This window comes from Paenibacillus sp. O199 (genome assembly GCF_001636635.1).
GTDB lineage: Bacteria > Bacillota > Bacilli > Paenibacillales > Paenibacillaceae > Paenibacillus > Paenibacillus marchantiae.
In genome coordinates this window covers 293789-311034 of the sequence record NZ_LGRP01000007.1, presented here as the reverse complement: position 1 = coordinate 311034, position 17246 = coordinate 293789, and the positions used below count along the sequence as shown (strand labels likewise).

General features: G+C 43.3%; 14 protein-coding genes. 13 read left to right on the top strand and 1 reads right to left on the bottom strand.

Translation table 11 applies throughout. The features are described 5' to 3' along the window. Window positions 1-117: 117 nt before the first annotated feature. The 13 genes from A6049_RS13720 (at window position 118) to A6049_RS13660 (ending at window position 15453) form a co-directional block, all read left to right on the top strand. Window positions 118-1140 carry an ATP-binding cassette domain-containing protein gene (locus A6049_RS13720; RefSeq protein ID WP_063565243.1) on the top strand — a complete coding sequence of 341 codons (1023 nt, stop codon included), beginning with the start codon at window positions 118-120 and terminating at the stop codon, window positions 1138-1140. After that, window positions 1137-1952 (top strand): ABC transporter permease, encoded by an 816-nt coding sequence (locus A6049_RS13715; protein ID WP_063565177.1) that lies wholly within the window; start codon window positions 1137-1139, stop codon window positions 1950-1952. The genes A6049_RS13720 and A6049_RS13715 overlap by 4 nt, the downstream gene beginning before the upstream one ends. A 132-nt stretch (window positions 1953-2084) precedes the next feature. After that, window positions 2085-2759 carry a response regulator transcription factor gene (locus A6049_RS13710; RefSeq protein WP_090806109.1) on the top strand — a complete coding sequence of 225 codons (675 nt, stop codon included), beginning with the start codon at window positions 2085-2087 and terminating at the stop codon, window positions 2757-2759. Beyond that, window positions 2756-3826: a sensor histidine kinase gene (locus A6049_RS13705; RefSeq protein ID WP_063565175.1), complete on the top strand. Its 1071-nt coding sequence runs from the start codon at window positions 2756-2758 to the stop codon at window positions 3824-3826. Before A6049_RS13710 ends, A6049_RS13705 begins: the two co-directional genes overlap by 4 nt. 272 nt (window positions 3827-4098) lie before the next feature. After that, the gene (locus A6049_RS13700) at window positions 4099-4713 is read left to right on the top strand and encodes a hypothetical protein (protein ID WP_090949717.1); all 615 of its coding nucleotides are present in this window, start codon (window positions 4099-4101) and stop codon (window positions 4711-4713) included. Window positions 4714-4795: 82 nt separating this feature from the next. Beyond that, window positions 4796-5470, top strand: a complete 675-nt coding sequence (locus A6049_RS13695; protein WP_063565174.1) for a response regulator transcription factor — start codon at window positions 4796-4798, stop codon at window positions 5468-5470. Beyond that, window positions 5467-6834 (top strand): sensor histidine kinase, encoded by a 1368-nt coding sequence (locus A6049_RS13690; protein WP_063565173.1) that lies wholly within the window; start codon window positions 5467-5469, stop codon window positions 6832-6834. Before A6049_RS13695 ends, A6049_RS13690 begins: the two co-directional genes overlap by 4 nt. Window positions 6835-7060: 226 nt before the next feature. Beyond that, on the top strand, window positions 7061-7291 hold the full coding sequence (locus A6049_RS13685; RefSeq protein ID WP_063565172.1) for a hypothetical protein: 231 nt from the start codon (window positions 7061-7063) through the stop codon (window positions 7289-7291). Window positions 7292-7421: 130 nt separating this feature from the next. Continuing rightward, the gene (locus A6049_RS13680; protein WP_063565171.1) at window positions 7422-8402 is read left to right on the top strand and encodes an alpha/beta fold hydrolase; all 981 of its coding nucleotides are present in this window, start codon (window positions 7422-7424) and stop codon (window positions 8400-8402) included. Between the two features lie 130 nt (window positions 8403-8532). Next, complete coding sequence (locus tag A6049_RS13675; protein ID WP_063565170.1) at window positions 8533-9987, top strand: alpha/beta hydrolase family protein; 1455 nt, start codon at window positions 8533-8535, stop codon at window positions 9985-9987. A gap of 34 nt (window positions 9988-10021) precedes the next feature. After that, window positions 10022-12112, top strand: a complete 2091-nt coding sequence (locus A6049_RS13670) for a serine hydrolase domain-containing protein (protein WP_063565169.1) — start codon at window positions 10022-10024, stop codon at window positions 12110-12112. Between the two features lie 221 nt (window positions 12113-12333). Further along, on the top strand, window positions 12334-14454 hold the full coding sequence (locus tag A6049_RS13665; RefSeq protein ID WP_063565168.1) for a serine hydrolase domain-containing protein: 2121 nt from the start codon (window positions 12334-12336) through the stop codon (window positions 14452-14454). Window positions 14455-14511: 57 nt separating this feature from the next. Continuing rightward, a complete protein-coding gene (locus tag A6049_RS13660; RefSeq protein WP_063565167.1) occupies window positions 14512-15453 on the top strand; it encodes an alpha/beta hydrolase in 942 nt (313 codons plus the stop codon). A 103-nt stretch (window positions 15454-15556) separates the two neighbouring features. Here A6049_RS13660 and A6049_RS13655 read toward each other — a convergent pair. Then, window positions 15557-17246 (bottom strand): serine hydrolase domain-containing protein (locus A6049_RS13655; RefSeq protein WP_240321392.1); only part of this gene is annotated, 1690 nt, incomplete at its 5' end.

Sequence of the window (17246 nt, the reverse complement as noted above, 5' to 3'; positions counted from 1 at the left end):
CTTGGCGGGGTTTTGTGATTTGAAATTGAAAACTTTCCGATTCCATTCATATTCAGTTCATAAAAGTACGATATTCTTCCCCTATAAACGATATGGGAGGAACCACAATTGACAAACATACAGCAAAGAGCAACAGGTAATGAACTTGGAGATTGGGCCATTGAGGCTGAGGGGCTTGTGAAAATTTTTGGAGATAAACGTGCAGTGGATGGTGTGAATCTGAACGTGAAGGCAGGTACGATCTATGGCGTACTGGGCCCGAATGGAGCAGGGAAAACAACAACCATTCGGATGCTGGGCACGCTGCTTCGGCCCGATGGAGGATCAGCCAAAATATTTGGACATGATGTGGTGAAGGAGTCACATATCGTACGCCAGCTAATTGGACTTACAGGACAATACGCATCCGTTGACGAGTCACTGAGTGCCAACGAAAATTTGATGATATTTTCACGGCTGCTGGGTCTTGGCCGCGCAGAAGCGAAACGCAAAACAGCCGATTTGCTCGAAGAGTTCGGCTTGACGGAGGCGGCGAAACGTCCAATCAAAGGGTTCTCCGGAGGCATGCGCCGCCGTCTCGATCTCGCAGCAAGCCTTATTGCTCAGCCGCCGCTGATCTTTTTGGACGAACCGACAACTGGACTTGACCCACGGACACGTGCACAGATGTGGAATACGATTCGCCAGTTGGTCAAGACTGGTTCAACCGTGCTTCTTACAACACAATATCTTGATGAAGCGGATCAACTGGCCGACCGTGTTGCCGTAATTGATCAGGGCCATGTTGTGGCCGAAGGTACGGTGGATGATTTGAAAGCCTCCGTTGGCACTGCATCACTTCAACTGCGCATCCAGGAACCGACACGGATTGAACACGCCCGTCAGATTGTAGAGCAGATCCTTCGAACAGAATCCAGCGTATCAGCGGAAGCGGGGAAGATTACTGCACCGATGGCAAATGCTAATATTGCAGCAGATCTACTGATTGCCTTTCGTTCCGCAGGCATTGATCTGGCAGAGATGAGTGTCCAGAAACCTACACTTGATGAAGTATTTCTCACCATTACGGGCCAAGATGCGAGTGGCAATGCGTCTCATACGTCTCAAGAATCAAAAGCAGTGGAGGAGTTGCAAGTATGAACAGTACAATAGCGAAACAAAATCCAAGCCGTAAGCTGAGAAAATACACAAGCTTTGGGCAAACCGTCCGGAATTCCTTAACGATGGCTTATCGCGGGATATTGAAGGTTAGACGAACACCAGAGCAATTATTCGATGTTACCCTACAGCCGATCATTTTCACATTGATGTTTACGTACATTTTTGGTGGTGCGATCTCGGGAAATATTCAAGCTTATTTGTTGGTCATTATTCCGGGTATACTTGTGCAGACGGTAATTACAAGCTCCGTCGTGACTGGTGTGCAATTGCGTGAGGATATGGATAAAGGGGTATTCGACCGATTCAAATCATTGCCTATAGCACGTATTGCGCCACTGGCCGGAGCATTGCTGGCAGACACGATACGCTATACCATTGCAACGTTCCTTACCTTTACGATTGGATATTTATTGGGATATAGCCCTGCAGGTGGATTGGGTCATGTTGCCTTGGCAGGATTGCTAGTTATTATTTGCGCTTGGGCCATCAGTTGGATTTTTGCTTTTCTTGGTGTTATTGCACGTACAGCGTCCAGTGTACAAGGGATTTCCATGCTCGTATTGTTTCCGCTCACCTTTGCTTCAAACGCTTTCGTTCCGGTAGATACGATGCCGAATTGGCTTCAGTGGGTAGTTAATGTCAATCCGATATCCCATTTGGTTTCAGCTGTACGCGAATTGGCGAATCAAGGGACAATGGGCACAGATCTGGTGACCAGCCTTGCCGGAGCAGCGGTTATTGTAGCCATTTTTGCACCATTGACAGTGCGAGCATATATGCGCAGAACGTAATTGGAAATCATCAAATATTGTTAAACAAGTGTAGCGTGTCAGGAAAGAGATGTTATGCCTTCATGGTATAAGGTCTTTTTCTTGACAGAATGTGGAGTATAAGGCAAGGTTGAAAAAATGGAGGTGGTCACTTTGACAAGCGTATTGGTCGTTGATGACGACCCGCATATCCGAGAGCTGGTAGGACATTTTTTACAGCAGGAGGGTTTGCACGTAATCGAGGCTGTTGACGGTTTGGATGCACTGCGATTACTCGCTGACCATAAGGTAGATCTGGTCGTTCTCGATATTATGATGCCAGGCATGGACGGATGGGAACTATGCCGCCAGTTGCGGCAGCAGACGGATCTGCCGCTCCTGATGTTAACGGCCAAAGGGGAAACCTCGCAGATCATCAAAGGATTCACCCTGGGGACGGATGATTATCTGGTGAAGCCTTTTGATCCGCTGGTGCTGGTTGCTCGGGTGAAGGCTTTATTGAAACGATATCGGATTATGACTTCACAAGTGATCCTGCTTGGTGAACTGGTCCTGCGGGGTGATACGTTTGAGTGCAAGAAAGGTGATCAGGATATTGTGTTGCCACGCAAGGAATTTGAACTGCTATTCACCCTTGCGAGTTACCCTGGCAAAACCTTTACCCGTGATCAGTTAATCGAAAAGATCTGGGGGTATGATTACGAAGGGGACGAGAGAACGATTGATGTGCATATCAAGCGACTTCGTGAACGGTTTCCGGAGGAAGAGCATGCTTTCGTCATTCGTACTATGCGGGGTTTGGGCTATCGCCTAGAGGTAAGGCAATGAAGCAGGAGGGTGGATTTCTTCATGTTTCCAGAAACGTCATTCTGGTATCTCTGGCCCTGTTTGCCTGCTGGACAACAGCTTTCTACCTTACGAGATATGTGTATTCCTTTGTCCCATGGGAACCGCATGAATTGCTTGCTTTTCTGATTAATGCCATGCTGGGGTTCATTTTTTTTGGATTATGCATTACAATGATCGGTCCGCTGGTTAAAGGCAGGCAATATGAATTTTTTAATGAGATGATTCAGGCTTTGAAAAGCATTTCCCGGGGGGATTTTCGTGTGAATCTGGATGCGGAATTTGCCAATAGAAACGGGAGACAGAGAAATCCCCATCCGTTTGTGCAGTTGGTTGAAAGCATCAATGACATGGCGGCAAATCTCAAAGCGATGGAAGATTTGCGTCAGGAATTCATCTCCAATGTATCACATGAGATTGGATCGCCGCTCACGTCAATCAGCGGTTTCGCCAGGGCGCTGAAAAATAAAGATATGGACCAGGAAAAACGGGAAAAGTATCTGACGATCATTGAGACGGAATGTGTTCGTTTGTCCAGACTGAGTGATAATTTAATGAAGCTCGCCGTTCTGGATTCATCCGAGCATGCATCACATAAAACATCTTACCGCTTGGATCGGCAGCTGGTAACTCTGGTTCTAGCCTGTGAACCCCAATGGGATGACAAAAAAATTGATATGAACGTAGAGCTGGAAGAAGTTGAAATCTTTGCTGATGAGGACTTGATGATTCAGTTGTGGATCAACCTTATTCATAATGCAATCAAGTTCACGCCAGAAGGCGGAAAAATTGATGTTTTCCTTACACAAAGTGATGGCAAGATCAGTGTACGTATTTCTGACAGTGGACCCGGCATCACCAAGCAGGATCAGCTTCGCATATTCGAACGTTTTTACAAAGCGGATCAATCCCGCACACGTGCCTTGGGTGGTGGACTGGGCCTCTCCATCGTGCATAAAATTGTGGAGATGCATGAGGGTACTGTCTCCGTGTTCAGTGAACCAGGAGCAGGTGCGACATTTATTGTACAGCTACCTGTCCATTTATAATAATAAAAAGGGTAATCGATGGATGTTGTCCGTCAATTACCCTTTTTATTTCAATTAATTCGGCTGTTATTGTACAAAATAAGGTATATAAGCGATAATCTGCAGGGTAGCCAATACATAAAGGCCCGTAAGGAGTGAGCAATCTGCTGATATCTCCCACTCAACAACAGTGTCTGATTGACGTGGTGAAATCATTCCCGATACAACCCAAGTACTCCAAAGCACAGCTGCTGATTAATGAGCTGAAATTAAGCTCTTCAGGAGAGGTGGAGATGTTCTATTCCCCACATAATGAATATATCAATGCAGCCGCAAAAGTCATGCTTGTGGGCATCACACCAGGTTGGCAGCAAATGGAGATTGCTTATAGAACGGCTATCCAAGCTTTGAAAGCACACAAATCATATGAGCAAGCCTGTAAAGAAGCCAAAATAGCGGCAAGAATGGCCGGCTCTATGCGTACCAATTTGATTTTAATGCTCCAGGAAATAGGCTTGCATGAATATATAAGAGTGCCCCATGTACAAAGGTTATTTGAAGCAGACTGTACATTGTTACATACAACTTCTCTGATTCGATATCCAGTCTTGGTGAATAAGCAAAATTACAATGGACATCAGCCTTCCATTCCTCAAAGTGAATTTTTGTATCAAGCTGTACTTGAGTCATTTCTGCCTGAATTGGAACAGTTAAAGCATCCTCTTATTATTCCATTAGGAAAGTCGGTGGAGGCTGTACTACATCAATTGCTTGATGAACATCGGGTAGATGAAGAGAAGATTTTATGGGGATTTCCTCATCCATCTGGTGCCAATGGCTCTCGTGTGAAACAGTTTCTTCATACCAAGTCGGGGATGCAGAACATTCTGAGGGAATGGCGAGATTAAACTTCTTACTTGCTTTTTACAAATTCAATAATAGTATAATGATTACGACTACATGACATGGAAACAGGAAAAGAGGAAACAAATGCCTACAATACTGGTTGCTGACGATGATCCGAATATTCGTGAACTCGTCTGTTTATTTTTGAGAAATGACGGATTTGAAACGGCTGAAGCTGCGGATGGCAAGGAGGCACTGACCGTTTACGGCTCAACACATGTCGATCTTGTTGTGCTTGATATCATGATGCCTGTCATGGATGGCTGGACGTTATGTAAGGAGCTGCGAAGAGCCAATCCTGATCTTCCGCTGCTCATGCTGACGGCGAGAGGTGAGACCTGGGAAAAGGTGAAAGGATTCGAACTGGGGACCGATGATTATCTAACGAAACCGTTTGATCCGTTGGAGCTCACGGCTCGCGTCCGAGCATTACTCAAACGATACAAAATCGGCTCCACACAGACGATCCATTTCGGCAACGTCATCCTGGATCGACAAACCTACAAGGTGACGAGCGGAACAGAGTCGCTTACGTTGCCGCTGAAGGAGTTCGAATTGCTCTATAAACTCGCTGGAACACCCGGACAAGTCTATACACGTGAGCAATTGATCGATCAAATCTGGGGTATTGATTACGCCGGTGATGATCGAACGATAGACGTACATATTAAACGCCTGCGTGAACGGTTCGCATCAACACCCGATTTTCGGATCGAAACGGTGCGAGGCCTGGGGTACCGGCTTGAGGTTTACGAATGATTAGATCGTTATATATTCGTGTGGTCCTGACATTTCTGGTTTCCGTCATCGCCGGCACGGTCATTTCTTTTTTCATGTCCACGATGATATTCGAAGATCAATTGAATGAAAATGCTCAAATTAACATACGTAACTTCGGCCAAGATGTCGTGCAGATTTACAAGACCCTTCCATTAAGTGAAGCAGAATCGTTTGTTAGTGAAATGAAGCTACTGAATTCATATCATATTCGAATTTACGATGCAACGGGTCAGTTCCAGTCGTATGGAAAGCTTAACGGACATAAATCGGCCGCGGTGACGAAAGAGCAACTAAAGAAAGTGTTAGATGGAGGCGTAGTCCAGGACAATCCGAACGGTATTGCTACAGTTCTTTTAGGGTTGCCGGTGAAAACGGAAGTGGGAACGAAAGCAATGTTTTTGGAGACGCTCGCTCCACCTTCTTCCTCGTTTGTCGTCAAATGGGCTTCGATCTTTGCAACCTGTTCATTGGTTGCAGGAAGTATTATCATTCTGATTGCTTCCATATTCTTGGTTAGACCGATTAAAAAACTGACAAAAGCAACGAAGCGGATCGCTGCTGGAGATTTTAACGTCAAGCTGAATATCAAGCAAACCGGAGAACTGGGCACACTGGCGCGCAGCTTCGAAGAAATGATGCATGATTTGCAGCAGTTGGAACAGATGCGCAGGGAATTTGTAACGAATGTGTCGCACGAGGTTCAATCTCCGCTGACTTCGATATCCGGTTATGCTCAAGCACTGAAACAAGTAAACCTCTCAGAGCAAGAACGAAGCCGATATCTTGAGATTATTATCGCCGAGGCGAAGCGGATGTCCAAAATGAGTGATAATCTGCTCAAGTTGAGTATGCTTGAATCACAGTCACAGCAACCGCGACTTAGCACACTCAGCCTGGATGAACAGATCAGGCGGGTTATTGTAACTCTCCAGCCACAATGGTCTGCTCGCAACATTCACTTTGAGCTTGATCTCCAAGGCGTTAAAGTCTTGGCTGATCACGATCAGTTGAACCAGGTATGGACGAATATTCTCAGCAACGGTATCAAATTTTCCAAGGATGGCGGCGTAATTCACGTCAGCACCAAGCAGGATATCAAGAACGTGACTATTCGAATCTCCGACACAGGTATCGGTATCCCTCTTGAAGACCAGAAGCGTATATTCGAACGATTTTTCAAGTCGGATCGTTCTCACAGTCGCAAGTATGACGGCAGTGGTATGGGGCTTGCTATTGTTAAACAGATTGTATCGCTTCATCAAGGGGATATTAGAGTAGAAAGTGAACCTGGTCAGGGAACAACCTTTATTGTCACGTTGCCAATCACTCCACCAACGGAGTAGTTAGGCTTACAGGATAAGGTGGATGTATAGAATATTCATCCGATTGTCTAAATCGTATGTTCAGGCCACGTTTCACATGCAAGCTTCTTTGCATGTGAAACGTGGCTTTTTTTGTTAGTTCATAATTCGTTCATATTGTCGTCATGATGAGGACATCTTGGTTGGTTAGGCTTGATTTAACGGCTTGTTACGGCCATTAAACAGATGAGAACAGGAGCAGATGAGTGTGACACATGAAACAGAGAAGAAACAGTGGGGCGTTCCCTGTGAATCTCCTCTTCTTTTCTTTATTCAAAAGAATCATCCGGCAACAGACAGGTGGATCCCTGAGCACGAGAAGTTAATAAAGGATTCTGTACATGGTGAAGTGGTACTGCTGGAGGCAAATCATTATTTGTATCGTTCCCATGCCAAAGAAATTGCTGAAAAATTCAGAGGATTTATGACGTCCCAGTAAATATTAATTTATTTAGTTGTTCATATTCAGTTCATATTGACGTCACGGGGAGTACATTTTCATTGGTTAAGATTACATCAGTAGCACAGAAGAAAGCCGAACAAACAGTTCAAGACAGGAGAAGATGAGAGTGACACAACCAGAGGAAAAGAAAGCGAAGAATGGCTCGAGGGCCAAAAAGGTAAGAAACAATATACTTAAAGTACTAGGAGCAATCGTAATCGTCATTGTTCTGTTTCTAGGTATTGTTTATATCACGAATGTGATCAGTACCAATTCAGAGGCGAAAAAGATAGAGACTTACGGCCAGCACGTATCTGTAGACGGGAAAAATATGAATGTGTTAATTCAAGGCGAAGGCAAGGAAACGATCGTGCTTCTGCCAGGTTATGGAACAGCTGCGCCAGCGCTTGATTTTAAGCTGCTCATCGATGAGCTATCTCCATATTACAAAGTTGTGGCGGTTGAACCTTTCGGTTATGGATTAAGTGATGGAACTGAAAAAGAACGAACCGCAGAAAATATCGTAACTGAAGTTCATGAAGCTTTACAACAGCTTAACATTAACCAGTATATCCTCATGGGCCACTCCATTGCAGGCATTTACGGCATTGAGTATGTGAACAAATATCCAAACGAGGTGACTGCATTTGTCGGAATCGACAGCAGTGTTTCAACACAACCGGGTATGGATGCCAAATTACCTACAAAAATGTTCGGATTCCTTAAAAAATCAGGTCTCCAAAGATTAGTAGTCAAATTTGGTGGTGACCCTTATGCTGGACTCGCATTTGATGAGCACACCGTAGAGCAGATGAAAATGCTGTCGAATAAAAACTCGAATAGTTCCACGATGTTAAATGAGATGGACCATATTGCTTCCAATTTTAAAGATGCTCAAGGTTTAACCTTCCCCAAAGACCTTCCACTTCTTCTCTTTATTCAAGCGAATAATGAAGGTGTAAAAGGTTGGATACCTTTGCATGAAGGTCAGATCAAAGATTCGGTACACGGAAAAGTAATCACAATGGATGGCGAACATTATTTACACCATACGTTATTTAAAGAAATAGCTGAGGACTTTAGAGCATTCATGAACGAAGCAAAGTAAATATCCTGTATAAGTCTACTCGAGATTTTACAGATGTGTATAAATGAATATGAAAAAACCGTCCTGTGGGGCGGTTTTTCCATAGTATATCCAATTCGGCCGATGTCCGTGATGAAAGAGAGGAATTCAAATGAGATTATTTGAAATACTTTTAGTTTTATCCTGTTTCGCTTTACTGGTAGATCTATTGTTTATTAAAAGAAGTGTAAAGAAAATAGGCTTGGGTTTGGGTATAGGAAGTAGCGTTATATTATTAGTTCAATTATTTGTTGAGGGATACAGATGGCAGCTGCTTTTGGTATATATCATGACGGCGCTATTCATACTCATCGTTTTATTCAGACATTCCGAAAAGATGGTGAATCTAAAAATAGGGAAGTTCTTGAAATATAGTTTATCTTCCCTAATCGTCATTCTGCTGGTTGTTTCTACTGCCTTGTCTGTATACCTACCTGTTTTTAATTTGCCGAAGCCGGATGGTCCAGAGAAAGTGGGTACTCAAACATTTCATTTTACAGACCAGAATAGAGCTGAAGTCTTAACTGAAGATCAAAGCGACAAGAGGGAGTTAATGGTCCAATTCTGGTATCCTACTGAGAACATGAATAACAACAAGCGTGACACGCTGTTTCCAAATGATAAAGAAATGTTCAAAACGTATATTCAGAGCTTCTCTGCTTCTTTAAAACTGCCCGAATTTTTGCTCGACTACTTGAAGTATAGTCAAACCAACTCTTATGAAAATGTAGAAATATTACCTTCCACAAGTCCTTATCCCGTGGTACTGCTATCTCATGGTATGGGAACCAGTAGAGTTCTACAAGCATCACAGGCCGAGAATCTTGCCAGTCATGGTTTTATCGTGGTCACAATCGATCATACGTACAGCACCTTTGCTACCCTTTTTCCGGATGGCCGTGTAACGGGCTATACAACAAAAATGACAACCATAGATGACCGCAGTGAAGTTGGGGATATATGGACAAAAGACGTTGAGTTTGTTATCGATCAAATCGAAAAGTTAAATTCAGGTGTAATTGAAAGTCAATTTAAAGGGAAGATCGATTTAAATAACATAGGCGCGATGGGACATTCTTTTGGGGGAGCAACGGCGTTTAATGCAACGTATTTAGATCAACGAATCAAGGCCGGGGTTAATATGGATGGGTCACTGAATGAAGTAGAAGATAGAGATGATATAAACAAGCCGTTTATGTTTATCAGATCGGGAAATTTTGAAGACTGGTTAGCCAATTTTGAAAGTGATAGAAATTCGGATGACGAAGTAACTAAGTTTCTTTCAGATGAGCTGCACATTATGAAAACGGTTATCAATCAGGGGGGGAATGTGATTTATATAGAAGGAACCCAGCACTTCAATTTCACGGATCTTCAATTCTATTCGGAGCTGATTAAACTGTCCGGAATTACAGGAGACATCAATGGTAAAAGAGGGTCAAACATCGTAAATCAATATGTACTTGATTTCTTTAATAAGCAATTGAAAGGATCGGGCGGAACTCTAATTCAGGGGCCGAGCGACTTGTATCCAGAGGTGAAATTTATAGATCCAAAAGAACTCTAATCAACCAAAACATTTAAATCAGGAGATGATGTGAATGGGACGACAAAAGGGAAAAAGAACTTCAATCACCGCCTTAACTCTGGCGTTAATGATGTTATCTCCAATGTCAGTACTGGCCGCACCAGCTACGAGTAACAACAGCGATCTGACGTATGAACCAACCAAGAAAACAGTAGCGGAGAAAGCCAAGATCCTTACCGAGACGTACGGTACGACCAGTGTACAATATGCATTAATCGATGGTGGAGAGATTGTGGTGTCCGGTCAAACGGGCAAAAACGATATCAATAACAAGGTGCCTCTTACTTCGAACACGATCTATGGCATTGGTTCAACCAGTAAAATGGTACTTACCACTGCTGTAATGAAACTGGTTGACGATGGCAAGATGGATTTGGATGTGCCTGTTGTGAACTATATCCCTGACTTTAAAATGAAAGATAATCGCTACAAACAAATCACACCACGCATGCTATTAAATCATTCTTCCGGTCTGCTGGGCAGCACTGGCAGCAATGCTACATTGTACGGAGATAATGATACGAATTCACATGATACGTTTCTAGATCAATTGGCGAATCAAAACCTGAAAGCCGATCCAGGAGAATACTCCGTATATTGTAACGATGGTTTTACATTAGCGGAGATTCTAGTCGAAAGAGTTAGTGGCATGGGCTTTACTGCTTTTATACACAAGTATATTACAGAGCCTCTGGACATGAATCATACCAAAACACCACAGGATGTGGTTGGGCCAGCAGAAATGGCGGGAATCTATTCTCCTTTATATGAAGGCCAGCTTCCACAAGAGAATTATAATATCATCGCTACTGGAGGTATTTATTCTACCGCTGAAGATCTTGTGAAATTTTCACAAATCTTCACGGGAGAGGTCGAAGGTATTCTTTCCAGTAAGTCGGTAGAAGCCATGGCGCAAGAAGAATACAAAAGAGGCATGTGGCCAGAGGACAGCGATTCATCTATTTCGTACGGGTTAGGTTGGGATAGTGTGAACTTATACCCATTCAGTGAATACGGCATCAAGGCCGTTACGAAAGGTGGAGATACCATATCGTATCACTCATCATTAATCGTACTGCCGGAATACAATCTAGCTGCAGCCGTTACCTCATCCGGTGGGACGAGTGCCAAAGATCAGTTTATTGCAAGTGAATTATTACTCAGCGCACTTGAGGAAAAGGGTATTATTACAGAACGGAAGCCAGAAAAGTCATTTGGGGTGCCAGTAAAAGCAGATATACCTAAAGAAATATCCGCGTATGCAGGTATGTATGGCGCCAATAATTCGGTTAAGAAGATCGAAATGAATCATGCTGGACAAATGACTGTATCCACACTCGCAGCTCCGAGTGATTCGGCTCAAAAATACACATATACAGCTGATGGTACTTTTGTTAACGATAAAGGCACAGAAAAGTTGAAATTCGTTACGGAGAAGAATGGAAGTACTTATCTGTGGTCTCGATCTTATATATCCTTGCCAGGACTTGGGCAGTTGGCTTTCTCAGAATATACAGCGGAGAAGCTGGAAGCCAATGAATTATCCCAGGATGTTACCGCCTCGTGGGAAAAGCGTGAAGGTAAAAGATATTACGTGGTGAATCAGAAATATACATCAACGGTTTATCTCCATTCATCACCAATCATTCCTATTCATTCGAATAAAGAGACACCAGGGTATATGTCTAATAATAAGATTATTGGAGCAAACGAAGCAGTCACTGAGCTGCAAATCCCTGGCATGGCTGGACGTGATACAAAGGAAATTTATTTCTCCAAAAAGAACGGAGTGGAGTACATTACAGCTGTAGGTAGCGTATTCGCAAGTGAGGAAATTGTACAACCACTCTATTCCGGTAAACAATCCGCTACAACCATTCAAGCAGATGGATATGCAAAATGGTTTTCGGTACCCGCATCTGTGAAAGGAAAAGTTATGACGGTTAAGATGCCTGCAAATGGAGCCTTTGCCGTATATGACCAGACGGGTATTTGTATTAATCACACCGTGGTCAGCGGTAAGAATGAGGTTGTCTTACCCAAAAACGGCCGTATTGTATTTGCAGGTGAGGTCGGTTCCACATTTGAAATTTCATTGAAATAGACAAAGTCTTTATCCCCTTTAAGTGTCTACTTAAAGGGGATATTTTTATGACGTAAAAAGGAAGGATCAAGGATCGTGAATCATCATGTACTCAAATTATTTTGCCTATTCATACTCGGTTCATATAGACGTCACGAAGAGTACATTTCTATTGGTTAAGCTTATTTTAGTACCAAAGCTAGGATACTCTAATAAAGAGATACTGACAGGAGAAGATGCAAATGATACAACAAGAGAAAATGAAAGTGCTCAAGAGAACAGTCAAAAAACGAACTTCAATTGCAGCTTTAACGCTAGCGTTAACCATGTTAGCCCCATTATCTGCAATGGCCACACCGGCTGCCATGAACAACAGCAACCTTACGTATGGGGCAACGAAGAAAACCGTGATGGAAAAAGCCAAATTACTGACTGAGACGTATGGTACGACGAGTCTGCAATATGCGCTCATCGATGGTGGAGAGATTGTGGTGTCCGGTCAAACGGGCAAGAACGATATAAACGACAAGGTACGTCTTACTTCGAACACGATCTATGGTATTGGTTCAACCAGCAAAATGATGCTTGCAGCCGCTGTAATGAAGCTGGTTGACGAAGGCAAGATCGATTTGGATGTGCCGGTTGTGAACTATATGCCCGATTTTAAAATGAAAGATAACCGATACAAACAGATCACACCCCGTATGTTGCTGAATCATTCTTCCGGTCTACTGGGCAGCTCATTCAGCAATGCCACCTTGTACGGAGATAATGACACGTATTCACATGATACGTTTCTGGAGCAATTGGCAGGTCAAAACCTGAAAGCAGAACCCGGCGCATACTCAGTCTACAGCAACGATGGTTTTACGTTAGCCGAGATTCTGGTCGAAAGAGTTAGCGGCTTCGATTATACCGCATTCATACACAAGTTTTTCACGGAGCCTTTGGATATGAAACATACGAAAACACCACAGGATGTGGTTAACCCGGCAGAAATGGCGGCAATCTATTCCCCATTTTATGAGGGACAACTTCCAAAAGAGAATTATAATATCATTGCTACTGGAGGTCTGTATTCCACCGCTGAAGATCTGGTCAAATTTTCACAAATCTTCACGAGACAGGTCGAAGGCATTCTTTCCAGTAAGTCTGTAGAAGCTATGGCGCAAGAAGAGTATAAAAGAGGCATGTGGCCAGAGGATAGCGATACGCTTATGTCTTACGGGTTAGGTTGGGATAGTGTGAACTTGTTCCCATTCAACGAATACGGCATTAAGGCCGTTATGAAAGGTGGAGATACGTTATCTTATCAGTCCTCATTAGTGGTACTCCCGGAATACAACATGGCTGCAGCCGTTATCTCCTCAGGCGGGTCAAGCTTAACCAATCATTTCATTGCCAATGAATTATTACTCAGCGCACTTGAGGAAAAGGGCGTTATTAAAGAACGGAAGCCGGAAAAAACATTTGGCGTACCCGTGAAGGCCGATATGCCTAAGGAAATCTCCAAGTTTGCAGGTATGTATGGTGGCAATAATTCTGTTACGAAGATCAACATCAATACGGCTGGACAAATGACGGTATCTTCACTTACAGCTCCGAGTAATCCGGCTCAAGAATACACATATACAGCAGATGGTACTTTTGTTAACAACGAAGGTACAGATAAGTTGAAATTCGTTGTCGAGAAAAATGGGAATACCTACTTGTGGTCACGGTCTTATATAACCGTTCCAGGACTCGGACAGCTGGCTTTCTCAGAATATAATGCAGAGAAGCTGGAAGCCAATAAATTATCAAAGGAGATTAACGCCGCATGGGCAAAGCGCGATGGTAAAAAATATTATCTGGTGAATGAGAAATACACATCAATGGTCTATCTCAATGCTTCATCGATCCTGCCTATTCATATGAATAAAGAGAATCCAGGGTATATGTCCAATAATAAGATTATTGGAGCTAACGAAGCAGCCAATCCTTTGCAAATTCCGGGTACTGCCGGACGTGATACGATGGACATTCATTTCTCCCAAAAGAACGGAGGAGAGTATCTTACAGCTTCGGGTTATGTATACGCCAGTGAGGAACTTGTAAAACCCATCTATCCGGGTAAACAATCCGCAACAACCATTCAAGCAGATGGATATGCTAAATGGTTCTCTGTACCAGCGACTGCGAAAGGAAAAGTCATGACGGTGAAAATACCCGCAAATAGCGCCTTTGCCGTATACGACCAGACGGGAATTTGTATTAATTACACCGGGGTCAGCGGTAAGAATGAAGTTGTCTTACCAGAAAACGGTCGTATTGTATTTGCAGGTGAGGTTGGCTCCCGATTTGAAATTTCATTAAAGAAGTAAAATGAATGGAGTTTCAAATGGCTGTACAATAAACGAACTCAACAGGAGAGAACCATCATGATGAAAAAAATATTTATCATTTTGCTCAAAATATTTGGTGCCATAGTTATCGCTTTTGCATTATTTATAGCCACTGTTTTTATTGTAAATGTAATTAGCAACAAATCGGAGGCAGGGAAAATAAAAGCCTATGGTCAGTCCGTAGCGGTTGACGGGAAAAACATGAATGTGTTGATCCAAGGAAAAGGTGAAGAAACCGTGGTATTGCTTCCGGGGTACGGAACACCTGCCCCAGCTCTCGATTTTAAACCGCTCATCGATGAGCTAACCCCATTTTACAAAGTCGTTGTCATTGAGCCTTTCGGTTATGGATTAAGTGACATAACTGAAAAAGAGCGTACCACGGAAAATATGGTTAGTGAAATTCATGAATCGTTACAGCAGCTTAATATTCATCGTTACACGCTCATGGGTCACTCTATTTCAGGAATTTATGGACTGGACTATGTGAACAAATATCCAAACGAAGTAACTGCCTTCGTCGGGATTGAAAGCAGCGTTCCAACGCAGGGAGGTAACGATGATCCATTTCCAACCGAAACGTACAAACTGCTTAAAAAATCAGGATTCTACCGATTGTTAATGAAACTGGCCCCTGATCAACTGATTGCACCCGATGTTGATGATGAAATCAGAGAACAGATTAGAATGCTCTCACTCAAAAATACGTTTAATCCGAATAATTTAAATGAAGGCGAAAATTTTGGTCCCAATTTCAAAGCTGCTGAAAACTTGAGCTTCCCTAGAGATCTGCCTGTCATTTTCTTTTTACAAGCGAATGATACCGAAACGGAAGGTTGGATACCTTTGCATGAAGAGCAAGTCAAAAATTCAGTACATGGTAAAGTGATGACATTCGAAGGTGGACATTATTTACACCATACCCGGTCCAAAGAAATAACCGAAAACTTCAGGAAGTTTATGAACGAAGTAAAATAAACTTAGAACAAACGTAGTATCTTTCAGAATGGATTTCAGAAAGAATGAAACGCCCGTTCCCCAGTAGAACAAAGGGGAACGGGCGTATTTTCCATACTCATTATTATTGATTTGTTAACGAAATTTCGAACCTTGAACCAGCTTCACCAGCAAATACAATCGTACCATTTTCAGGCAATGTAACTTCATTTTCACTACTAACCACGGTATGATTCGTACTGATACCCGTCTGGTCATATACAGTGAAAGCACCTTTCGAAGGCATCTTCACTGTCATCACTTTACCTGCGGCTGCTGCCGGTACCGAATACCACGTCGCATAACCATTCGTTTGAATCGTTGTCTTCGATTGTTTCCCCGAATAGAGCGGTCTCACAAGTTCTTGACTGACGTAGACCTTTCCTCCTGCTGAGACGTATTCTACGCCGTTTCTCTCGAAGAACTTATACTCCATCGTATCCCGGCCAGCCAAGCCTGGAATTTGCAGTTGATTCACGGCCGAATTTGCATCAATAATTTTATTAGTATACACATAACCTGGTGCTTCATCGAACATATGAATGGGGATGATCGGCGTTGCACTGTCATATACCGTTGAGGTGTATTTTTCATTCACCAGGTAATAAATGTTGCCTTCACGCTTCTGCCAAGCGGCTGTTACATCTTCGGATAATGAATTGGTTTCGAGCTTTTCTGCCTTGTATTCCGAGGAGGCGATCTGTCCAAGCCCTGGCACCGACTGGTACGAACGGGACCACAAGTATGTATTCCCGTTATCCTCTTGAGTGAATTTCAACTTTTCTGTACCTTGCTCATTCACGAAAGAGCCATCTTCAGTATACGTATACTTTTGTTCGGTACTGTTCGGCGACAATAGCTGGGACATCGTCAACTGTCCTTCATCATTCACTTCCAACTTCAATAACGAGCTGCCAACCGCCCCATAAATGCCAGCATACTGCGTTAGCTCTTTCGGCATGGTTGTTTTTACAGGGGCGCCAAATGATTTTTCCGGCTTCCGTCCTTCAATAATATCCTTTTCCTCAAGTGCGCTAAGCAACAGCTCGCTCGCAATCAATTGGTCGGTTGTGCTTGATCCACCTGAAGAGGTAACGGCTGCAGCCATGTTGTATTCCGGAAGCACAATTAATGACGAATGATAAGCAATCGTATTGCCACCTTTGGTAACTGCCTTGATGCCGTATTCGCTAAATGGGAACAAGTCTACACTATCCCAACCTAACCCGTACGAAATCGATGAATCGCTATCCTCTGGCCACAGGCCACTTTTGTATTCTTCCTGCGTCATGGCTTCTGCTGACTCACTGGAAAGAATACCTGTGACCTCTCCCGTAAAGATTTGCGAAAATTTGACCAGGTCTTCTGCGGTAGAGTAAATGCCTCCAGAGCCAATCATATTCGTGTTCTCTAGTGGAAGTTGTTCCTTATTCAGCTGCGAATAAGTTACCGCCATTTGGTCAGGATCAATCAGATCCTGCGGCGTTTTGGTATGGCTCATACCCAAGGGTTCGGTGAAATTCTGTTGGATGAAATGGCTAAAGCTCATGCCACTAACCTTTTCGACCAGAATTTCAGCTAACGTAAAGCTATCGTTACTATACACCGAGTAGGCTCCCGGATCTGCCTTCAAATTTTGCTCGGCCAATTGATCCAAAAATGTATCATGTGCATAGGTATCATTGTCCCCATACAGTATGGCACTACCGCTTGAGGTTCCAAGAATCCCGGATGAATGATTCAGCAACATACGAGGTGTGATCTGTTTGTAACGG

Coding starts and splice junctions, on each gene's coding strand:
- A6049_RS13660 (WP_063565167.1), top strand. CDS start 14,512: ATGATGAAAAAAATATTTATCATTTTGCTCAAAATATTTGGTGCCATA.
- A6049_RS13690 (WP_063565173.1), top strand. CDS start 5,467: ATGATTAGATCGTTATATATTCGTGTGGTCCTGACATTTCTGGTTTCC.
- A6049_RS13670 (WP_063565169.1), top strand. CDS start 10,022: ATGGGACGACAAAAGGGAAAAAGAACTTCAATCACCGCCTTAACTCTG.
- A6049_RS13695 (WP_063565174.1), top strand. CDS start 4,796: ATGCCTACAATACTGGTTGCTGACGATGATCCGAATATTCGTGAACTC.
- A6049_RS13700 (WP_090949717.1), top strand. CDS start 4,099: ATGTTCTATTCCCCACATAATGAATATATCAATGCAGCCGCAAAAGTC.
- A6049_RS13675 (WP_063565170.1), top strand. CDS start 8,533: ATGAGATTATTTGAAATACTTTTAGTTTTATCCTGTTTCGCTTTACTG.
- A6049_RS13715 (WP_063565177.1), top strand. CDS start 1,137: ATGAACAGTACAATAGCGAAACAAAATCCAAGCCGTAAGCTGAGAAAA.
- A6049_RS13665 (WP_063565168.1), top strand. CDS start 12,334: ATGATACAACAAGAGAAAATGAAAGTGCTCAAGAGAACAGTCAAAAAA.
- A6049_RS13705 (WP_063565175.1), top strand. CDS start 2,756: ATGAAGCAGGAGGGTGGATTTCTTCATGTTTCCAGAAACGTCATTCTG.